The following is a 20,902-nucleotide window of genomic DNA, read 5'->3' on the forward strand; positions in this document are numbered from 1 at the left end:
AAGGGAAGGGGGCGCAGTCATGCGGTCTTTTTTGCCGTACCACTCGCCGGTCGGCACGCTTTGGGTGATGGAAAACGGACAGGCAATTACGGAAATCAGAAAAAGCGAAACACCGCCCGCCATAGGGATACAGCAGGAAACACAGTTGCTGCAAATGGCGGTGCAGCAGCTGCAAGCGTACTTTGCAGGCAAGCGGAAAGTGTTTTCCCTGCCGCTTGCTCCGAAGGGAACGCCGTTTCAAAAGCGGGTGTGGCGTACCCTGCTGCAGATTCCCTATGGGGAAACACGCAGCTACGGGCAGATTGCGCAGGCAGTGGGAAACCCAAAAGCTTGCCGGGCAGTCGGCATGGCGAATCACCGCAACCCGATTTTGCTTGTGGTGCCGTGCCACCGTGTCATCGGCAAAAACGGTTCGCTGACCGGCTACGGCGGCGGGCTAAAAACCAAAGCCTACCTGCTGCAGCTGGAGCAGGGTGACCGGAAAGGAATCCTGTATGGAAATTTTTGAGTTGGAGCAAATCCTACACACGCTTGCAGAGCCGTCTTACTGTGCATTTTCCGGCAGACTGCTTCCGCCGGAGGCGGCACAGAGGCTGCTCGGCGTGCGCCTGCCGCATCTGCGAAAAATCGCCCGGGAACTGGCCCGCGAAGACTGGCGAACGTTTCTGCGGGGGTGCCCGGACGATTACTTTGAGGAAACGATGCTGCAGGGGATGGTCATTGGCTGCGCAAAAGCGGAGCCGCAGGAAACCCTTGCATATGTACAAAATTTTGTGCCGAAAATCAATAACTGGTCAGTGTGCGACAGCTTCTGCGCTGGGCTGCGGGTGGCGCGCAGGGCGCCAGAGCCAGTTTGGCGGTTTTTGCAGCCGTATCTGGCAGACGAACGTGAATACTTTGCACGCTTCGGGCTGGTGATGCTGCTGGCTCACTTTGCGGATACAGACCACGCACAGGCGGCGCTGCAGCGGATTGATCGGATGACCAGCCGGGCATACTATGCACAGATGGCGGCGGCGTGGGCGGTGTCAGTTTACTATGTGCACTGCCCGGAAATAACGACTGCGTACCTGCACAGCAGTCGTCTGGATGCGTTTACCTACCGAAAAGCGCTGCAGAAAATCACCGAGTCCAACCGCGTGCCGCAGGCACAGCGGGAAGCCATCCGCGCGGGGCTGCGGTCCTCAGCCCAGTTTCATCTGTGATGCGCGCAGAATCAACTGTGCGGCGTTGTCCAGACCAATGCTGCCGGTGTTGAGACACAGGTCGTAGTTTTCCGGGCTGCCCCACTTGGCGCCAGTGTAAAAGTTGCAGTAAGCGGCGCGGCGCTTGTCGACTTTGGCAACAATGTCGCCTGCCTTTTGTGTGTCAACACCGTATTCCTCAATGGTACGCTGCACGCGCAGCTTCCGGTCTGCATAGAGGTACACTTTGAACACGTGCGGAAAGTCGCGCAGAATATAGTCCGCGCAGCGACCGACGATGATGCACGGCCCTTTTCTGGCGGCTTCCTGGATAATCTGTGTCTGCAGTAGAAACAGCTGGTCATTCAGGGGCAGGTTCGCGGCGGTGCCGGGCATGGCGTAAGAGTAGTTGCCCATCACCAGGGAGTACAGCAGACTGCTGGTGTGGCGTTCATCAGCTTTCTGAAATACTTCTTCGCTCATGCCGCTTTTTTTAGCAGCAAGTGCAACCAGTTCTTTGTCATAGTAAGGCAACTCCAGTTTTTCAGCAAGGGCGCGGCCAATTCGGCGGCCGCCGCTTCCATACTGGCGGGCAATGGTAATGACAGGCATGGTGGGCACCTCGTTTCTGGTGAAAATTTATAAAATATAATTGTATATTATAAATTGTTTATCGCAAAATGTCAACTACTTGACAACACAGAGAATTCATCCTAAAATGACTCTAAGAAAATGTGAGAGAAGGACAAGCAAATGGATACACCGTTTTGGAAAAAGGTCGGCGCGTTTGCGCTTTTTATTGTTGTAATTGTTCTGCTTTGCAATGTACTTTCCTTTGTCTTTAGGATTGCAATGCTTGTCGTGGCGGTTGTGCTGACCGTTGCTTTGGTTGCTTATATTGTTGAGCACCTGAAAAAGAAGCGGAATGGATGATGGAAAATGCAGATTGCAGTGTATGTGGTTCCAATAGCGGCGATGGCAGTGCTGCTGCTGCTGGCGGTGCAATTAGTGCGCGGACGCGCCGGCAGAGTTGCAGCGCTGTTCAGCAGTGTGCCTGCCGACAAAAAAAAGAAGGCTGACCAATGGCGGACGGGTCGCTTTTTGGGCAAATGTCTGTTTGCGGAGACCGGCTGCCTGTTGCTGCTCTTTGCAGGTGCATGGTTGGCGCAGATTTGGTTGATGATTGCAGGCCTGCTGGCAGTGGTGGCTGTGACGGGTGGGGCATTCCTGCTGGTGGCAAGGGATGGCCGTTCTGCTCAGAAAAAAGCGCCGTAAACGCATTTTTTGAAAAAAAGCTTGCTTTTTCTGCGAAACTGCAGTATAATAAACAAGCGCTGTTGAGAAGAAATAATATTTGGACGTTTAGCTCAGCTGGCTAGAGCATCCGCTTGACGTGCGGAAGGTCATAGGTTCGAGTCCTATAACGTCCACCAAAAATTGTGATAATGAGGCGAGTTGTGGTTGCAACTGGCCTTGTTATCATAAACGGATATGTTTAGCATTTTGAAATACTAAGCACATCCGTTTATGATAACCTCTAGCAGCGCTGTGAACACTGCAAAAAAATTATCATAAACTTTTAAGTCTTGCATACGAGCATGGCGAATGCTTGTCCATTGCCGGGGTGTAAACACACCGGACAGTCCTTTCAGGGCGCACACAATGCGGTGATGCGTTCAATGTGCAAGTATCATTGTTCCTTCCGGGATTATTGCCACTGACAGCCGATGTCAGTTGGTGGGAGTTGTGGCTCGCTTCTCAATTACAGGTCATGGCCACCCACAGGCTTTGCGCTTTCACTGTCGTGTCCTCTCGGTACACGTTGACGTTTGCGCGCCGGACAGGGATTAAGATACACAAGACTTTTGGGTTTTCAAAGATCTCACAAGTGCATTACAATATTTTCAAAGTAGCCGCTGCATTGAACAGTCCGTCACGCTACGGAAGCTGGCGAGTTACCGAGAAGATAAAGACAATGCACATTGTGGCGCTTTTTTACTTGGCGCGTCCGGAACAAGTTGTTGTGAAGCAAAAAAAGAAACGGCTTCCATTCTCCTGCGCAAAAGGTTAGAATGAAAGTCGCTTGACAAATGTATGAAGTTAACGCTATAATACTAGCGAGTAACTGCATTTCACAAGTCATAACGGTTCGTGTTAAACCTTTATGGCGCATGGTTGCTGGACGTTTTGTGGACGTTCAACAGCCTGTGGTTTGCATATTCAATTTCTACTTACTTCGCCATAATACCATATTATGGCTTAGAAATCAAGTAGGAATTTTCCAACCGCCTGAAAAGGCGGTTTTTTCTTGCTCATTTTCTTTTGCTTTCCTGATTCCTATATCCATTATACAATGAGTACCTTTATATCACAAGCTGTAAAATCACTAAATCTGTAAGCTAAAAATTGTGCAATATATCAGTACCCTTATTTCACAGATTGTGTTATGCTTAAAATGAGAAATGGGGGATATTATGAAAACAAGTGAAGCGCAGCGACGAGCTGTCGACAAATATAATACTAATCATGATGATGTGAAGGTACGCTTTAAGAAAGGCTCCAGAGATGTTGTGCGCGCCTATGCGGTGGTGCACGGTTATAACTCTTTACAGGATTACATCAAGCAGCTGGTGCAGGCCGACTCCGGCATAGAGGTGTAAGTGCGACAATTTGTCGGACTTGCACTTGCATTTTCAAATCACTTTGGTATAATAAAGCTATCCTATAAATACAAATTTTGGTGATGAAAATGGATTGTTATCAAATATTGGGCGTTTCACCCGATGCAACACCGGAAGATATAAGAATAGCTTATCGAAATCTTGCAAAGAAATACCATCCAGATAATTATGTGGGTAATCCTTTAGCTGACCTTGCATCTGAAAAGATGAAGGAAATTAATCAGGCGTATGATGCAGTTAAATCAGGGGCAGCCAATCCTACTGCCGAAGATTCGTCCTCAGATGATTTTACAATAGATCCGTATGAGGTATTGGGCATTTCTCCTGATGCAACGGTGAATGATATTAAATTGGCTCATATAATGTATATGCTCCACCATAAGGGGGACGAAGAAGCTCTACGTATTGGGAAAATAGCATATGCCTTTCTTATGAAAGATTACCCTGACAGTGAAGATACAAATGACAGCGAGTATATGAACTATAATGATTCATATACTTATGAGACTTACGAACCGGAACAAATTACATATCACAGGAGAGATATAATTCACACGTTACCTGTACTTGATTTCCTACTATCAAGTGCATTCTTTGCAATTATGACTAATGTGATTTTCCGAATTCATCCGGCATTTTGTTTCCTGATTGGTATTGGTGTAGGTATAGTTCTGGCACTTATTTTTATGACTAGAGTAGGAAACTGGATATTGTCTGTCATATACAGTTTGATATGGGGTTATGTAGGATTTGCATTTGGTTGTTTACTTTTCAATGGTGATAAAATATGGATGTGGACACTATTTGGAATTGTTACGTTCTTTGCACTTTTATATCATAAAACGCATAGTGTAAGTGCATAGGTGCGACAATTTGTCGGACTTACAGATTTGATTCACATTTCAAGTTGTTGACATATTTTTGTGACAAGCGTATAATAATAATGTAAGAGGGGTAACCCTTAAAATGTTTACCGCTACCCGATGCGCGGCGTAATAAAATGGTCGGGATCAAGATGTTTACCGCTACCCGATATGCGGCGTAATAAAATGGTCGGGACTAAAATTGTGGCGGGATTCTGCTTAAAAGCAGAGTCCCGTTTTTTATGAGGTGAGAAAAATGCTTGCTGGCGAGTTTTGTTTTATCAACAATCAATATTATAAAGACTTTCCAGATCAAAATCTAATGCGAAATAAAGAAGCAACAGCCGGGAAATTACATAATCGACCCTGTTTCTTTTGTTTTTCTGATTCTATCAATGCGGATATATATTGGCTTGTGCCTGCATCATCTAGATATGATAAGTATAAGGGAATTTATGATAAGAAGGTTCAACGATATGGTCATTGTAAAACCATAGTTCTTGGAGAATTGCTTGGTAAACCAGCAGCATTTCTTATCCAGAATATGTGTCCTATAACGCCAAAATATATTAGCGAAATATATTTTAATAAAAACCACATCCCGGTTAGAATGGATTACAAGTTTACATCCGCAATTATTAAAAATTCACATGATGTGCTCAGAATGGTTTTGCTTGGTAATCAACGCATTGTATTTCCTGATATAATGTCAATATACAAGGGGCTTGAACAACAATTGAAGCTAGAAAAATCTATTCAGCAAGAGGCACAGTCGCTTACAGCCCGCTTGCTGACCGCAAAAAATCAAGCTGAATATTTGAATTCTGAACGTTCTGAACGTATGGTGAAGATTCATAGAGAGCATGATGAACCGGAAAAGTAAGGTGCGACAATTTGTCGCACCTGCAAACAAAAGAGGCAGCAACCTTGCTCAGCAAAGAGCGAAGTTACTGCCTCTTTAATTTCAAAAATTATCGTTTAATGTTGCCCAGTTGTCGCACTGATTTTTTATATTATCTAAATTTACCATTGTTATTTTCAAACGATTGTTCTATAATATAATCATACGTTCAAATATAAGCACATTTATTCGGCGGTGATGATATGGAACGAGTAATCCTGCACAGTGACTGTAACTGCTTTTATGCTTCGGTGGAATGTCTCTATCACCCCGAACTGCGCAATAAGCCGGTAGCGGTTGGCGGCGATGTGGAGCACCGGCACGGTATTATCCTTACCAAAAACTATATTGCCAAAAAATATGGGGTCAAGACAGGAGAAGCACTGTGGCAGGCCAAACAAAAATGCCCTGACTTAGTGATTTTGCCGCCGAACTATCCACGTTACCTGCGCTTTTCGCAGATGGCACGAAAAATTTATCTAGACTACACGGACCAGGTAGAACCTTTCGGGCTGGATGAATGTTGGCTGGATGTCACAGGTAGCAGCCGCAAAGGCGCTGGTATGGCGATTGCACAGGAAATCAGTGGCCGTATCAAAGCTGAACTTGGAATTACCGTCAGTATCGGTGTCAGTTACAACAAAATTTTTGCAAAACTCGGCAGTGACTACAAAAAACCCGACGCAATCACAAGGATTGGTCGGGATAATTTTAAAGAGATTGCCTGGCCGCTGGATGCAGGTGATTTACTGTATGTAGGTCATGCAATGCAGCGCAAGCTGACAGCATATGGTGTACACACAATAGGAGATATTGCAAGTACGCCGGAATATTTGCTTAAAAGTTGGTTCGGTAAATGGGGTAGCGTTCTTTATTGTTTTGCAAATGGACACGATATTTCCCCGGTTGCAAAGTATGATGATACGGTAGCAATCAAAAGTATTGGCAACTCAACTACAACACCACGCGATCTGACTTGTGATGAAGATGCAAAGATTATTCTGTATGTGCTGGCAGATAGTGTGGCACGCCGTCTGCGGCAGCAGGGGTTGAAAGGCCGGGTCGTTGGAATCAGTGTGCGGGATAATGGACTTTGCAGTTTTACACGGCAACATAAGCTGCAGAACTACACCAGTATCACAAAAGAGATCGCGCAAGCCGGACTAGAACTGTTCCGCCAAAATTATCACTGGCAGCAGCCGGTGCGCAGCTTAGGTATCAACATTTCCGACTTGACGGGGGACTCTGTTTCCACGCAGACAGATCTCTTTTCGGATGAAACCCAGCGGGAACGAAAAGAGGATTTGGACAGGGCAACAGATTGGCTTAAACGGCGGTTCGGTACTCATGTGGTACAGCCCGCCATATTACTCAAAGACCAGCGGCTTTCGGGTCTTGACCCAATCCATGATAACACGATTCATCCAGTAGGATACTTCTGAGAGGAGATAAGACAATGTCCTGTAAACGTTACGTTGAAATGGTCGTTAAATATACCGCGGCAGGCAAAATTGAGCCGTTGGCGGTGCATTGGGGTCCAGGGCAGCTGTTTGAAATCGACAGGATACTAGATGTACGCCCGGCAGCAAGCCTAAAAGCAGGCGGCGCAGGTATTCGCTATACCTGCCGGATACAAGGTCATGAAAAATACTTATGGCTGGAAGAAAACCGCTGGTTTGTCGAGGCAAAACAAGATATACTATGATCGGGTGATAAAAATGTGTGGAAGATATACACTGTTTGACAACACAGATTCTGAGGAAATTCGGCAGATTCTTAATATCCTGCAAAAGAAACAGGGTGGGCCAATCCGAACCGGAGAAATTTTCCCGACAAATAAGGCTCCGGCGCTTGTCCTTGAAAACAACAAGGTACAGCCGGAGCTTATCACTTGGGGATTTCCATCTTTTCAAAGCAAAGGCGTTATTATCAATGCCAGAGGGGAATCACTGCAGGAAAAGAAAATGTTTCGTACACCGTTTGTTGCAGGTCGGTGTGTCATTCCATCCACTGGTTTTTACGAGTGGTCGCATGACAGCAAAAAACAGAAGTATCTGTTCAATGTTTCTGCAACATCAGCACTCTATATGGCAGGGTTGTACGCCCACTTCGATAGCGAATATCGATTCGTGATTGTAACAGTTGCTGCAAATTTTGATATGCAGCCGGTACACAATCGCATGCCGCTTGTGTTGACACACGATGGTGTCAGTCAGTGGATACGGAATCAAGAGCAAGCAGTTAGCTTGCTGACTGATACGCTGCCCACACTAAGAAAAACAGCAATGTAAGAAAAATGAAGTGTAAATGTCATTGCAATTCATGCTTTTTCAGTAGCCTTCAAAATTTTCGATAGCCAGCTGCGGCCACTCTCAATAAACTTTGTTTTCCATTTAGGTTCTTTCTTTAAAGTTTTGTTCTTTAGGGAAAGTGTTCTTGGGGTGACAACCGTGAAACCCTCCCCGGTGACAGAATCAGGTGAAATGGGGGAGAAGCACAGGGCGCGATTCAGCAGAAATGCAAACAGCAGCTTTGCCGCAGCAAGCTTCGGCCGACGGGCAAAGGGAAGCACGGTGTAGAGATTGGATGCAGTGCCGTTATCACCGGTGATGGAATTGCGCGTTCGCGCCTGTACGCCTAGCAATCCCTTGCTGACCAGCTTTTTTATGCAGCGATAAACTGTAACTGCGCTGATTTCACAGCCAGCAGCGATTTCTTTTTTGGCCAGAAAGCAGCTGCAGCCTTTTCCTGCACGGAGAGTTATGTAGTTGTATACTTTCAGTTCGCTGCTAGTGAGCGAAGCAAAATTGGCAGACTGCGCCCGATATAGAATATTGTGCTCTATGTGGCCCTTTGAGCGGTTTTTTGGCTTGCCCTTTAAATTGCTCGTTTCGACGCAATTTGCCTCCTGCAAGCTAATTTGAGGGTTGTCAATGACGGTATATAAGTTTTCTTTTTGCCGGATAGCGTTGTCACCAACAAAGAACGCAAATTGAAACTTGCGCTTCAGCAAGCCAGCAGCGCATAGATCATTGACGGCACGGACAACGCTGCGAACACTGATTCCGCATTTGGCCGCAATCGTTTTGCGCTTTGGAAAGCAGGTGCGTGTTTTGTAGTCAGCACAGGTCTGCAGATAGGACAGTACCTTGTAGGCCATGCTGTTGATTGTTACCTGGTATGCGGCGGTAGAAGCTATGTAATATTTCTGCATAATAAATCCTCCATAATAATTTGAAATGATTGACAAATAGAGAAATACCGCCTATACTGAATTTGTTTAAGGGTTCAGTATGGGCGGTATTTCCGCTAAAAGAATAAGGCGTGGATGTAATCCATGCCTTATTCTTTAATAGCAGATGATAAGAAATGATTCAGTGTCTCGGGAAGGTGCAAAAGCATATATTTATTCATGTTTAGCAATAATGTTTGATATTAAAGTGAATATTAAGTTAATATGACGAAAAAAATACCATATACCGAAACTTTTTGCAATTTAGGGGTTTACTTTTACCGACAAGAGTATATAATAGTAATGTAGCAATAAGTGCTACACATTAGACAAAGAAAAGGCTTATTGGCTTTCGAGCCAATAAGCCTTTAGATTTTTCGGGAGGAATTTTATTTATGCAAAAAGCAATGGTTTTTATTGACTTTGAAAATTTTAACATTGCAATTACTGACTATTATAATAAAGATTTTACAGAACGTGCCCCTCGTTTAGATTACAACTTAGTTCCTTCGGAATTAATAAATGAACTTCCCAATCACAGCGAACTGGTAAAAACTTTTTTGTTTGCACCAAAGCCGGATGATTTTTTAATGCAGGATGAAAAAAGGAAGAAGTGCTATGACTGGATCAATGGATTGAAAAACCAGAAATATTTTACAGTGATAGAAGGAGAACATTCCGCTCGTCCCACGCATGGTTATACATATGACACTATGAATATTGATGACCCACGCAGTTATTATGTGGTAGAAAAAGGTACGGATATTAACTTGAGTGCTCATCTGATTACAAAGGCGTTTCATAATTCTTTTGATACGGCAGTAATAGTTAGCGGTGACAGCGATTATATTCCTGTATTGGATATATTAAATACAATGGGAAAAACTACTATATCTGTAGGGGTAAAGGGTCAGAATCTCTTTAAGCTTAGACGACATTCAGATGATATTGTCGTTTTAGACCGAACCTTCTTTGATAAATGTTTGCGTAAATGATTTTAGCCCCCGGTGCTGCTCTTGCCTGGTAATAAAAAATCATGCGTTTTACTCCTTTGGTTGCATAGGTCGAAGCAGCAGCCCTTCACTGGTGCCGATAATTTCAATCAGTGCATTTTTTCTAAGATTGAACTGTTGACGAAATTCGGATGGTATTACCAAGCGACTTTCGCTGTCCAGGCATCGAGCGACACCAACCACTTTTACGTGAATGATTCCTCCAATTTCTGTGCTTTCCATGTTGCAATTCCTTTCGTATTATAAAGACGGCCCGCCACGCTGCTGTGTGTGATGAATCACCGGTGCAGAGCGGGCGGGCTGTAGCTGCTGTGTAATGGCAGCAAGATTATTTCGATAGTTGACCAGAACATCGTTCCAGTCATTTAGGTTGGGCTTGTGGACGGATATGTGATACTTGCTTCCAAATTCCTGACGAATACGGTCGGTTGCAAGCTGTCCGGCTGCAACATTGTGGCCATTTTCAGCAGTGTCCATATTCAATCCTGTGATGATGCTTTGTATTTGTGGGTGGTCTTGCAGAAATTGCTTGAGCGCATATGATGTACTGACCCCACCGAGGGAAATCATCGGGCAGCTGACGTGCGGACTGTGCAGTTCCTTGCACATTGACCAATAACTCATGGCTTCAATCGGACTTTCAAAAACGCAGACAGTATTACTGTCTGCGTTTTCGTTTATCGTAAAGCCGTATTCTTTGTGTGAACCGGTTACGTCCACTTTATACTTGCCGGCCATGGCGCGCAGGGAAGCATAATAAGGCTGCTTTTGCGGGGTGTACCCAACCATAACTACATTCTGATAAGCAAGTGTCTGCTTGGAACGTACAAAATCATGCACAATGTGGGCTGGGATAGCAGAAACAATGTGTGCACCCTCCAGATTGCGGTTGTACAGCGTTATTTTCTGTAGCGGTACATCTTTGAACTTGTCTGCAAAGCGTTCCTTAACGGTGTACCAGGCTTGTCCGTGTCCGTCATAACCTGCAATGTCAAAATGAGCGTATGTAATGCCTTGATAGATTTTATTTTCTTTTTCCAGATGACTGACCAGCTCATGGTCGATTCCCCGCGATTTCACTAAATAGGCGAACATTCGGCGGTAGTTTGCTGCTTTTTCCGGCAAAATAAAAGGCTTCGGCTTTTCTAGGTCTTTCATTGACTGTGCAATTTCCTGACGCTTTGGTGCGGGCACCTCCTGCGCACCGGCAAGCTCCAAAATTGCGTCTGTGTAGGAATAGCCTTCATATGCCATTAAAAAGTCAATTGCACGGCCTTTTTTCCCCTGTGAATTCCAGAACCAGGTACCATCAGGCTTAAACACCATACTGTCGTGCTCTTTCAGGTGATAGGAGTTCCCAAGCCGAACCAGGTTATAGTTATGTGCAAGCGCATATTCCAGCGCACTGTTGTTTCGCAGTGCAGTTTCCCTTTCTTCGTCTGTGTAATACAATTTTCCAGTCTTTCGGCTGACAGCCATAGCCGTGGCCTCCTTTCGATGTAGTGCGACAAATTGTCGCACCTAAAGCTTATTCATGCTGAAAAACGGACTGGATTAGTCCATTGGAACCATCTCCTATAAAAAAGTAGGAAACCCTTATTTGTTCTTTTTGCGCCTGAACAGAACACCGGCAGTGCCGCAGACTGCCATCAGAACAAGTGCAATCACGGGAATGATACCGCTCTGGCCGGTTTTTGGTGCTGCATACATGTTACTTACTGGTACAGAACTTTCCGCGGGTGTCTCTGTTGGCTGATTATTATCGCTGGCAGCAGGTGCTTCCGTACCACTACTGTTTGAAGTAGAAGCGGAGGCATTCGGCTTTTTAGAACTGCTGGTGCTAATTGGTGTAGCGGTGACCGTTGCAGAAACAGTTGTACTTGGCACGATTGCAAGGGGAGAGTCTACCTTATATTCCGTTGAATCTTTCGCAATCAGGATATATTGGCCAGCATCCAACTGCGGCAGAGTTACATAGCCGTTTGCATCTGTGGTGACTTCTGCAACAACCTGGTTATTTCCAGAAGAGGCGCTATTAGCTATCGTACCGGATTTACGTAACGAAATCGCAGAGCTGCTTGGGGCGGAAGAATCAACACGCAACACAAGCAAAGCGAAATTTTTCAGCGGCTGCTGATGGGTATCCACAACCAGCAGCTTTGCGTTGCCGGTCGGCACACGACGCGCGCCTTTCAGTGCAACGCTGGATGTCTGACCGTTTGTGATGGTAATGCTGCCCTCCAGCGTAACACTGGAATCGCTGGATGATACGGTGTAAGTGCCGTCCGGCAGATTAGGCACAGTCACTTTACCATTACTGTCCGTTGTGCCAGTACCGACGGTCTTGCCGGTGCTGTCTTTGATGATAACCGGCACATTTGCAAGCGGCTTGCCGCTGTTGTCTGTGGCGGTAATGTTGGCGCTACCTGTACTCACAGTGGGGCTGGATGCGGGATGTTTTACCTCAATGTCGATTGTTCCGGCAGTGTTGCCAGTGCCGATCGTGACTTTGCCGGTAACGCTAACAAAGCGCGGGTCATCTACTTTGTAGGTATAATCGCCCGCAGGGATGCCGCTGAAAATCACATTGCCGTCTTTATCCGTCTTTCCTGTGGCGGCAATGTTGCCATCCTTGTCAATCAGATTGACCGTGACACCGGAAGCAGGCTTGCCGGTAGCCGGGTCGGTAATGTGCAGCGTAACATTACCGAGCGAAATGACAGGAATGGAAGCAGTCTGCTTGCTGCCATCTGTAATCGTAACAGGCTTGGTCTTGTCGCTGTCCAGCTTGAAGCGCGGATCATCGACTGCATAGGTGTATGTGCCGATTGGGATATTGGTAAACGTCACATTGCCGTCTTTATCCGTCTTACCGGTGGCAGCAACGTTGCCGTCCTTGTCAATCAGATTCACCTTGACGTTGGCGGCAGGTTTGCCGGTTGTCGGGTCAGTGATGTGCAAGGTAACATCACCCGCATACTGGCTGGACTTCATGACAACTTTCACTGCCTGTCCCTGCGTGGTAATAGAAACCGGATACTGTGTTGTATTTGCGTGATAGTTTGCAATCGGTGTTTCTTCGGTCAGTGTGTAAGGGCTGGCTGGGCCGGTCAGGTTTGGAATTGTCAGGGACGTGCCGTTATCTGCAGGTGCGCCGCTGAAAACTACTTTACCGGATTTATCTTTGAGCTGTACCTTTGCAACCGGCAGTGCTTTGTTGGACTGCGCATCAACATGGGTGATTTCCAGTGCTCCAATCAACATAGCTGCTTTCACCGGAGCCGGGGCGGTATTCTGCTGGTCTTTTACAGTTACGGCCACATTACCGTTTTCATATCCAGGAAGCTGCACGGTGTAGTCGCCGGCGAAGACATCCTTAAAAGTGACTTTGCCGTTGGAATCTGTGGTGCCTGTGGCAACGACATTTCCGTCCTTATCAACTAAATTAACAGTTGCACCGACAATGGGCTTGCCGTCCTTGTCAGTAGCGGTATATGTAATATCGCCCATCATGGGAACACTGTGCATTTCCACGCTTGAGGTCTGGCCATCAGCCGTTAGATTTGCGGTATACGCTGCTGCATCAGAACGGTAGGCGGCAAGTGCTGAGGTTTCTTTGACCGTAAAAGGTGCATCTGGAATACGCAGACTCGGCACAGTCAAAGAAGTGCTGGTAGAGCTGCCGGTGTACACAACCTTGCCGTTTTTATCAGTAATGGAGATTGGTGCAATGGCAACCAACTTGTTTCGTTTGGTGTCCAGATGTGTAATTGCTGCACTACCCTTGAAGGGACGTGCGGTAAAGTTTGCACTGATGGTCTTGCCAATTTCAACGGAAAGACCGGTTACCGAGGCCGATGCAGCATAACCAGTCGCCGGTGTTTTAACCGTGGCGGTGTAAATACCGGGTTTCAACGTCAAAAGCGCGGTACCGTCTGCACCGGTTGTTGCCTGTCCAATTTCTGTACTGGATTCATTTGTTGTGGCAATGACCGCACCGGAAACTGGCTGGCCGTTGTCACTGTCGGTTACCTTTGCATTGATTTTACCAACCTGCTCCCACTGGGCGTATAGTTCGGTATTGTTTCCATCAAACACAGAATCAGCAGTTGCCGCATTCCCACTGCCATCTGCCGCCGTATTCCATCCGACCAGAACCCAACCGGAGCGAGTGAGATCCATTGGGAGAGCAGAATCGTATTTTTGTCCACTTGTTGCCGTATAAGTTCCGGTCAAAATAGTGCTTGTCCCGTCATTGCGATGAAGAGTTAGTATAGATTGCACTTTGCCGTTGTCCTTGTTGATAATTCTGCCGACCGTACCATCATCATTACGCAGATTGTTGATTCTGCCGTTGTTGAGGATGGTGCCATAGTTGTAAATTGTGCCGTTATTTTTGAGAGTTCCGTTATTTGTCATCGTAACGCCTGACGAGAGTGTGACAACTTTACCAGTCGCCGGATTTGAGAGCGTACAGGCAGTTGGGATTGTAAAATTCGTCCCGATGATTGGCGAACCGAAAGTCTGCCCAGTGCCTCCGGTGATGTTTCCGTCAGAATCAAATGTGCAGTTATCAAAAATAAGCCCAGAAGTTTTAGAACCAATTTTATTGTACTCCGTATCTGCTAATGGCCCAGAGAACAAAGCACAATTTTGTAACGTAAGTTTACTGGAACCTGTCGCTGAACCAATGCCATATGCGTAATTACTGGCCGCCGCAACAATACTTCCACCTGTTATGTTAATCGAAATTGGTGCAGTTTTATTTGTAGCAGATAAAGAATCACTGTCACAACGTAAGACTTGACCTATTGCACAATAATGTCGTCCTCCATCATTATTATTACTTGTTGCTGCGTTGATATTACCGCCAGAAATGTTAATGTAACCGCCATAATTTCCGCCAATTCCGATATTCCTACCAGATGCGATTATGTTGCCGCCGGAAATGTTAATGATGTCACTGGCTGATGTGTATATTCCACCAGCTTGATAGGGTGCGCCAATTCCGGTAGCCCCTGTGGCATGGATTGTACCTCCATTTATCTGTATCAATCCGCAGCCGATGCCCATTTCATTCAGTTTTCCGGGGTCATTGTAATCAAAAACAGTTCCACCAATTGCGGCTGATTCTTGACTCTTTGCCGTAACGCTGCCTCCGTTAATATAAATTTTTCCACGATTCAATGTGTGGCTTGTATAGTATGTGTTTATATAATAACTTCCTCCAATACCGGGTCCCTCATTACCAATTGCTGTAATCGTTCCTCCATTAATTGTGATATTGCCATAATCGGACGATGCATTACTTCCAATGGCTGGAGCGAAACTTACCGACGCATCAGCAATCAATTCACCTTCTGTTGAATTATCACCGGCATAACTGGTAATCGTTACATCAGCATTTGGAGAAATTTGTAGAGCGGCCAGCCGATTATAGTTACCAGATTCTCTTTCAACTGTTAGCTGATTTTTTTCCAAAAGCTTTATGGTAACGTTGGCAGATTTTCCGATGTCTATTGGTGCAGAAGCACTGCTAGATATGCCCACACCATCCAGTGTAATTGTTGCTGTTACGCCGTCATTCACCGTTATAGTGTGCCTGTTTGTTGTGCCGGTAATATAATAGTTTCCATCACTGTTAATGACAATATTGGTGCCAACGTCAGAAAGTGTGAGATTATTTATATTGTCCGCAGCATATGCAGTGCTGCCGGACAGTGGAATACTGCTGACAGCAATCAGTGCCGACATAGATACCGCCGCAACACGCTGCCAGATTTTCTTTTTCATGTTTTTAACCTCCGTTCAAGTTTGTTGTTTGCCAATAACGATTGTTCGTCCGTTCCTCTGCTCATAAGAGCAGGTAACGAGCATCATGATTTTGTCTTCTTCTGTGACGGTCACCCCCGTGTTGTAGATTGCCTTGCCCTGCAGGGCAGATAAAAACCGGGCAAAGTCCGCATCGTCTGCAAACTGTGTCCGGTTAAAAGAAAAGCTTTCCGGTGAAACGTGCAGCACCGCGAAGATCTCATAGCTGCGTTTGCCGGAAGCATTTTCGTAGGAAAAAGTTTGATGTGCTTTCCAAAAGCTAAAGTAGTTGTATTTGGTGAGTTCTGTGAACATAGCGTCATACAGCATGTGATGCCCATACACCACGGTGTTCCGTGACGTTTCGGGGCTGCAGTCATACTGCAGATAAATGCTGCCCGCTTCCGCGTACTGCTTTTTGTAACTGCGGTGCAGGTAATAATCCGGGTCGGACTTGCTGCTCTGCAGCACCGGGTAATCAATGTTGGTGCCGGGTACGGTCAGCCAGCCTTTAATATCTGCGTTCACCGACTGAATACGTTGGAATGATGATGCTTGGTCTTCCTTTTTGATTGCTGCAGATGCGGAACTGCTGACCGGAACTGGTTCCGTCTTGATACTTTTCAGTTCCTGTACATCAGCCTGCACCTGTGCGGGCTGTGCAACAAATACGTTGAGCAGATACCCGGCGCACAGGGCAACCACCAGCCCAAGCGCAATTAAGACCGTGCGGCGCTTGCCTTTCTTCATGGGTTAATCAGCTCCTTGTACAGTAAAAAAGCGCTGTCATTTACAGTTGCGTAAATGCCAACGCTGCCGGTTTTTATTGCAGTTGTTTTGAAATAGTAAAAAGCTCCGCCACCTATTGGTGACACGGAAACTAGCTTTGTGCCGATTATGCCGCCTGTGCCACCGTAGAAGTTGATTCTCGCCCCACGCGGCGCGTACAGCCGCGTAACATAGGACTCCCCAACATGTTTTCGCAGGTCAGCGGTGGTATCGGATTCGACAGGGGAATTATCCAGTACAGCGTCAAATAAATGATGTGTGGTGCCGCTGATATTTGCATAGGTGCCGACTGTGCCAGAAGCACCTAACCCGCTAATTTGCCAAGTGGATTGCTTCGTTTTTGAGTTCCACGGTACAAGGGGTGCAACTTTCCCCCCCGCTTCATTTGTAGTGTGTACAGATGGTGCGGCGGCACTGGTAACAGTAAACTGCTTAATTTGTCCTTTGTAAAACGCTATACTGCTGTTTACGGAGCAAGCAGGGCGCACATCCGAAACAGTGTAAGCCTTAATGGTGGCCGCGCCTGGCTGCGTTGTTTCAAATGGATAGTCACCAGCCTTTACTTCACTGAGGTCAAACCACCGGCCATTGATTTGTGCAAAGCTGACACCGGCCGGAACGTGTTCTTTATAAACGAAGTGGGACGAAAGTTCCTGCTGCTGTCCATTTTGGTACAGCCCTGTAATCTCAACGGGAAGATAATACTCACCATTCGGCTCCCGAATTGTTTCGCGGACTGCGAACCGCTGCCCGGCAGAAAGCAGAATTGGTTTGTCTAAATCAACCGTATGAAAGCCGCCAAACGGCAGTTTCACCTGCTGGGTAAAAACAAGTTTGCCATTTCCCAAGTCACTGCCATTATCCAGCAGCAGAACATCAACCGTAACGGTGGAGTTCGGTCGAGCAGACGTTACAGAAACAGCCCGCAGTGACTCTGCACTGTGGGCTGTAAAAACATTGGCGACGGTGGTTGGAGAACTTAGTGGTTTGTAATCTGATACATCATCCAGACCGAGCGCGTCGTACTGATAAAGATTATCGTACTTGTACTGTCCCTGCTGATTCGGAAGATCCGCGGCATAACTTGCGTAGCAGATAAGGGATGCGTCATAATATGACACATAGCCATATCCGCCGCCGCCAAAGGATGTTCCCCAACTGTTGTGAATGAGCCAAGCACCATCACCGGGTGCCTGCGTCGGAAATGCATTTTTGTTGTAATTGTCATCCCAGCCGACAATGGTAACAGCGTGTGTAACAGGCCGTTTTACATTGAGATACTGGCGGTTTCCTTGAAATGCACTGCATAGTTCCACACCGACCGCACTGGTCTGCATGATTTTTTCTTTGATTGCCTGCACTGCGTCTTGATTCAGCGTACCGTCCGACTGCAGCGGTGCGGGCAGGATGTCTGCATTCTGTAAATGAATGTCGGAATCCTGCCGCTCCCGTTCGGCGATAAAATTACTGTCTGTTAGCGGAAACTTTGCGTCAATGCAGGCACCGTTCCAACTGGAAAAGGCATTGATACCTTTATTGAGCGTTCCTGCCTGCAGGCCAGATGAACCCGGCAGATAACAGCCATTTCCGCGTGCATCCAGGTTCATCCCGAACCAGGCGAGGTGTCGGACAGAATAAGTTTGCCGCTGCTTGCCGCCTGTCTGTCGCAGGATATTTGTTTCCAATCCGGCAGTGGACGCAAATGCCCAGCAGGATGGAACATTGCCCTGATCTTTCAGGGGACTGTCCAGTTTGCTGTCTGCAAGGCTGTATTTTTCCGGCAGCATACCAGCACTTTTACGGAGCGCTGGCGCAGACTGTGCCGAAGCATCATAATTGTACTGTTCCTGCACAAAGCCGGGGTCGATACCGCTTGCTTGTGGTTCGTATGGAGCTGTGACGGCTGATGCAGCGAAACAGGGGAGAGATAATGAGAAAATGCTTCCCACTAAAATGAATGGAATGATTTTTTGTAAAAATCTTTGCAAATTTCTACTTGATACCACCTTTCAGTAAATTCAGGTACGACAAATTGTCGCACCTGGGCATAAAAGAAGCGCTTTACATCCCTTTCATAAGATGTTTGACCAGCTGCCGCCGCCAACGGATATGAAGGGGTTCTTTTGCAGCAGCGGCTTTTAAGTCAATCATGCCGGTCTGTGAAATGAATTCACGGATGGCAGCGTCGTATGTATCAAAAGTCGGTATGGTACTGGATACTTCGCCTGAATCGTTTATGACATACACTGCGTAGCGTTCCTGACCAGTTTTTAGGTCAAAGAATGTAGTAAGCTGATTACCGCGATAGGTAATGACAATGTATTCTGCGTTTCCCTGACCAGCAGTCTGCAAATGTTGATTTGTACGGACAAAGGAAACGATTCGCTGGAGCATATCATACTTTTGCGTATCCTCACCGGAAATCATTTTGACTGTGAAATCCTGCAAAATAAAACCAATCGGTAAACCATCTTTGAGTACAAGCAGAAAACGCTTGATTTTGCCCTGGTCTTCTACTTCGTATCCTAACTTTTCAAGATAAACAGCAATTTGATCCATCGTTAAACGCCCCTTTCCTGTGATTGTACTTGCTGTGGCTGATTGCGGCTGCTGTTTACCTGCTGCGCTTCCCGTTTTGCAGAGTGCAACTGCTGGTCAAGCGAAGGTTGCTTTGCATAGTCACCGTGCAGCAGCTTCTGTTGGAATTTCTGCGGGGACGCAGTGCCGTAGTTCTCAACCATGGTTTGTGTCAGACTGGCCGATTGAGGCGATTCAAAACCGGCCATTGTTTGCAGCAGGGTATACGCTTTTTGGAAATCTGCTTGTATTTGCTGTTCCTGCGCAGTTAATTGCCGTGCCTGTGGCTGTGCTGCAGCATGCATAGGCTGTTGCGGTGTAAGCTGCTGGTTTTCTGGCAGCTCAGATTTTTGCGGCTGCAAAGGTTCTTTCTGACTCAGCTTTTCGACCAGTCCGGTATCCAGATTTTCAAGCACATCACGGTTTTCGTACAGCATTGCAGCCAAAGTCTGTGCTTCGGCAGCAGTCAAAACAACTGCATCTGCGGCAGAAATTTCAGCCACAGGTTCTTCAACTGTTGTCTGTTGTACCTGCCGAGTTTCCTGTGCTTCTTCAACCTTGCGCGCAGAAGTGATGTCCTGCTGGTTTTCCTGCACTCTTTCAACTGTTTGTTCAGACTGTTGGACTGCCTGCTGCACTGTTGGCTGCTCCACCTGCTGTGTTTCTGCGGAACGCTGCACTTCAGTCTGAAATGCAGAACGGAATTGTTCTTGCACCTGTGAAAGATGTTGACGGTCACCGGTGGTAGCCTGCTCGGTAAAGTGAATATCCTGATTTTCTCCAATGGATGCAACAGCGTGGTGCTGTGCATCCTGGATGTCTATCTGTTCGCCGGTACGGCTGAAAAACGTGCGTACAGAGTAACCGATATTCTGCAGCAACTGTCGCCAACGGGAAAGGCGCTGCGGTTCTGCGGCAACCTCCGGTGCAGCTGCTTTCTGATACAGTCCAGACAGGCGCTGCCGGACATGTGCATCGTCGGATGTAATGACCGCACGGTTGTCAGATCCGATAAAGCCAACACTTTTTCCATTCTTATCGGTAATTTCGTATCGGTGTTCTTTTTCTTGTGAACGCTGTACATGAAAGCCGTGCGTTTGCAGCTGGCGCAGAAAGTCTTGAATTCGGCTTTCCTTTGACTGTTGGTGTTCTTTCAACACATCGCCTTGTACAAGTCCAGACTGTTGTGCATATGCTGCTGTCGCTTGTTCCTGTTCAGCTGAGGAAAACAACAGATCCATTGATTCACCGTTTTGCCGATACACATTGAAAAGCGGCCTGTGATTTTCAAAATCGTATGTAGTTGTCAGATAAACACTTTTGTACTGTGAGAGCTTAAAACCGTCGCCAAGGCTTTCCATGCCCTGATTGTCCAATGAAAACTGTACCATGCTGTCCAATTCCGGCTTTATTTGTTCCAGTCCGCTGACCATGCGGAGAGAAAAATCCGGCATCAGAATTGCGGTAGGGTCGCCGTTTTTCATAAGTGTGCAGGGGAATGTACCGTTTCCAATAGTCTGAATCTCATAGCCGGATTTTGTAATAAGGTCAAAAAGGCTAATCATTTGCAGCTCCTTTCTCGGTAATCAGTGTGAGTAGTGCATCCAAGTCTTTCTCGCGGATTGCCTCCATCACTTTGGGCATATCAACGCCACCATCGGCAAGCGCATTGACCTGGTTGACAATTTCAGCATTTTTCATTTTTTTAAGACGTGCTTCATCGGATTTGATTTGTTCTGTCAAAGCATCCCGTTTCTTGATTTTTGCCTGAATGGATTGTTCAAGGCGATCAATATTGCTGTTCATGAAACATACTCCTTCCTTAAAGTAGGTACGACAATTTGTCCGACT

At 46.5% G+C, this 20,902-nt stretch carries 21 protein-coding genes and 1 tRNA gene; 12 read left to right on the plus strand and 10 right to left on the minus strand.

Annotated features, from left to right (window positions below):
* Positions 1–19 precede the first annotated feature (19 nt).
* Together PXC00_RS03005 and PXC00_RS03010 are read left to right on the plus strand one after the other, a co-directional pair.
* Entirely contained in the window at positions 20–508 is a 489-nt protein-coding gene (locus tag PXC00_RS03005) for a methylated-DNA--[protein]-cysteine S-methyltransferase (RefSeq protein WP_275846009.1), read from the plus strand.
* Positions 495–1,205 carry a DNA alkylation repair protein gene (locus tag PXC00_RS03010; RefSeq protein WP_275846010.1) on the plus strand — a complete coding sequence of 237 codons (711 nt, stop codon included), beginning with the start codon at positions 495–497 and terminating at the stop codon, positions 1,203–1,205. Before PXC00_RS03005 ends, PXC00_RS03010 begins: the two co-directional genes overlap by 14 nt.
* On the opposite strand, the gene PXC00_RS03015 is transcribed toward PXC00_RS03010, so the two are convergent.
* Positions 1,185–1,796 (minus strand): cytidylate kinase-like family protein, encoded by a 612-nt coding sequence (locus tag PXC00_RS03015; RefSeq protein WP_275846011.1) that lies wholly within the window; start codon positions 1,794–1,796, stop codon positions 1,185–1,187. The genes PXC00_RS03010 and PXC00_RS03015 overlap by 21 nt on opposite strands.
* A 141-nt stretch (positions 1,797–1,937) precedes the next feature.
* Between PXC00_RS03015 and PXC00_RS03020 the strand changes: the two genes are divergently transcribed.
* The 9 genes from PXC00_RS03020 to PXC00_RS03060 all read left to right on the plus strand — a co-directional run bounded on the left by PXC00_RS03020 (position 1,938) and on the right by PXC00_RS03060 (position 7,920).
* Positions 1,938–2,117, plus strand: coding sequence for a hypothetical protein (locus PXC00_RS03020; RefSeq protein ID WP_275846012.1), 180 nt, complete (start codon positions 1,938–1,940; stop codon positions 2,115–2,117).
* Positions 2,118–2,123: 6 nt separating this feature from the next.
* Entirely contained in the window at positions 2,124–2,459 is a 336-nt protein-coding gene (locus PXC00_RS03025) for a hypothetical protein (protein WP_275846013.1), read from the plus strand.
* A gap of 81 nt (positions 2,460–2,540) precedes the next feature.
* Positions 2,541–2,617 (plus strand) — tRNA-Val (locus tag PXC00_RS03030).
* Between the two features lie 1,041 nt (positions 2,618–3,658).
* The gene (locus PXC00_RS03035; protein WP_275846014.1) at positions 3,659–3,844 is read left to right on the plus strand and encodes a hypothetical protein; all 186 of its coding nucleotides are present in this window, start codon (positions 3,659–3,661) and stop codon (positions 3,842–3,844) included.
* Between the two features lie 89 nt (positions 3,845–3,933).
* Entirely contained in the window at positions 3,934–4,728 is a 795-nt protein-coding gene (locus tag PXC00_RS03040) for a DnaJ domain-containing protein (RefSeq protein ID WP_275846015.1), read from the plus strand.
* Positions 4,729–4,984: 256 nt separating this feature from the next.
* Positions 4,985–5,611: a type III toxin-antitoxin system CptIN family toxin gene (gene cptIN, locus PXC00_RS03045; protein WP_275846016.1), complete on the plus strand. Its 627-nt coding sequence runs from the start codon at positions 4,985–4,987 to the stop codon at positions 5,609–5,611.
* 221 nt (positions 5,612–5,832) lie between these two features.
* Positions 5,833–7,071, plus strand: a complete 1,239-nt coding sequence (gene dinB, locus PXC00_RS03050; protein WP_275846017.1) for a DNA polymerase IV — start codon at positions 5,833–5,835, stop codon at positions 7,069–7,071.
* A gap of 14 nt (positions 7,072–7,085) precedes the next feature.
* Positions 7,086–7,334 (plus strand): hypothetical protein, encoded by a 249-nt coding sequence (locus PXC00_RS03055; protein ID WP_275846018.1) that lies wholly within the window; start codon positions 7,086–7,088, stop codon positions 7,332–7,334.
* Positions 7,270–7,920, plus strand: a complete 651-nt coding sequence (locus PXC00_RS03060; protein ID WP_275846019.1) for an SOS response-associated peptidase — start codon at positions 7,270–7,272, stop codon at positions 7,918–7,920. Before PXC00_RS03055 ends, PXC00_RS03060 begins: the two co-directional genes overlap by 65 nt.
* Before the next feature lie 29 nt (positions 7,921–7,949).
* Here PXC00_RS03060 and PXC00_RS03065 read toward each other — a convergent pair whose 3' ends face one another.
* On the minus strand, positions 7,950–8,843 hold the full coding sequence (locus PXC00_RS03065) for a helix-turn-helix domain-containing protein (protein WP_275846020.1): 894 nt from the start codon (positions 8,841–8,843) through the stop codon (positions 7,950–7,952).
* 413 nt (positions 8,844–9,256) lie between these two features.
* On the opposite strand from PXC00_RS03065, the gene PXC00_RS03070 reads away from it, so the two are divergent.
* Positions 9,257–9,856: an NYN domain-containing protein gene (locus PXC00_RS03070; protein ID WP_275846021.1), complete on the plus strand. Its 600-nt coding sequence runs from the start codon at positions 9,257–9,259 to the stop codon at positions 9,854–9,856.
* A gap of 48 nt (positions 9,857–9,904) precedes the next feature.
* On the opposite strand, the gene PXC00_RS03075 is transcribed toward PXC00_RS03070, so the two are convergent.
* From PXC00_RS03075 to PXC00_RS03110, 8 genes are all read right to left on the minus strand, one after another.
* Positions 9,905–10,096 carry an AbrB/MazE/SpoVT family DNA-binding domain-containing protein gene (locus PXC00_RS03075; RefSeq protein ID WP_275846022.1) on the minus strand — a complete coding sequence of 64 codons (192 nt, stop codon included), beginning with the start codon at positions 10,094–10,096 and terminating at the stop codon, positions 9,905–9,907.
* 18 nt (positions 10,097–10,114) lie between these two features.
* Positions 10,115–11,353, minus strand: a complete 1,239-nt coding sequence (locus PXC00_RS03080) for a toprim domain-containing protein (RefSeq protein ID WP_275846023.1) — start codon at positions 11,351–11,353, stop codon at positions 10,115–10,117.
* Positions 11,354–11,470: 117 nt separating this feature from the next.
* Positions 11,471–15,667 carry a SpaA isopeptide-forming pilin-related protein gene (locus PXC00_RS03085; RefSeq protein ID WP_275846024.1) on the minus strand — a complete coding sequence of 1,399 codons (4,197 nt, stop codon included), beginning with the start codon at positions 15,665–15,667 and terminating at the stop codon, positions 11,471–11,473.
* Between the two features lie 15 nt (positions 15,668–15,682).
* The gene (srtB, locus tag PXC00_RS03090; protein WP_275846025.1) at positions 15,683–16,435 is read right to left on the minus strand and encodes a class B sortase; all 753 of its coding nucleotides are present in this window, start codon (positions 16,433–16,435) and stop codon (positions 15,683–15,685) included.
* Positions 16,432–18,261: a lectin like domain-containing protein gene (locus PXC00_RS03095; protein ID WP_316935076.1), complete on the minus strand. Its 1,830-nt coding sequence runs from the start codon at positions 18,259–18,261 to the stop codon at positions 16,432–16,434. Before PXC00_RS03095 ends, srtB begins: the two co-directional genes overlap by 4 nt.
* Before the next feature lie 274 nt (positions 18,262–18,535).
* Positions 18,536–19,033, minus strand: coding sequence for a hypothetical protein (locus tag PXC00_RS03100; RefSeq protein ID WP_275846027.1), 498 nt, complete (start codon positions 19,031–19,033; stop codon positions 18,536–18,538).
* Positions 19,034–19,035: 2 nt separating this feature from the next.
* Positions 19,036–20,616: a hypothetical protein gene (locus PXC00_RS03105; protein WP_275846028.1), complete on the minus strand. Its 1,581-nt coding sequence runs from the start codon at positions 20,614–20,616 to the stop codon at positions 19,036–19,038.
* Complete coding sequence (locus tag PXC00_RS03110) at positions 20,609–20,857, minus strand: hypothetical protein (protein ID WP_212507956.1); 249 nt, start codon at positions 20,855–20,857, stop codon at positions 20,609–20,611. Before PXC00_RS03110 ends, PXC00_RS03105 begins: the two co-directional genes overlap by 8 nt.
* Between the last annotated feature and the right edge of the window lie 45 nt (positions 20,858–20,902).

Origin of the sequence: Caproicibacterium argilliputei, from assembly GCF_029211325.2 — a bacterium.
In the GTDB taxonomy this organism is placed as follows: domain Bacteria; phylum Bacillota; class Clostridia; order Oscillospirales; family Acutalibacteraceae; genus Caproicibacterium; species Caproicibacterium argilliputei.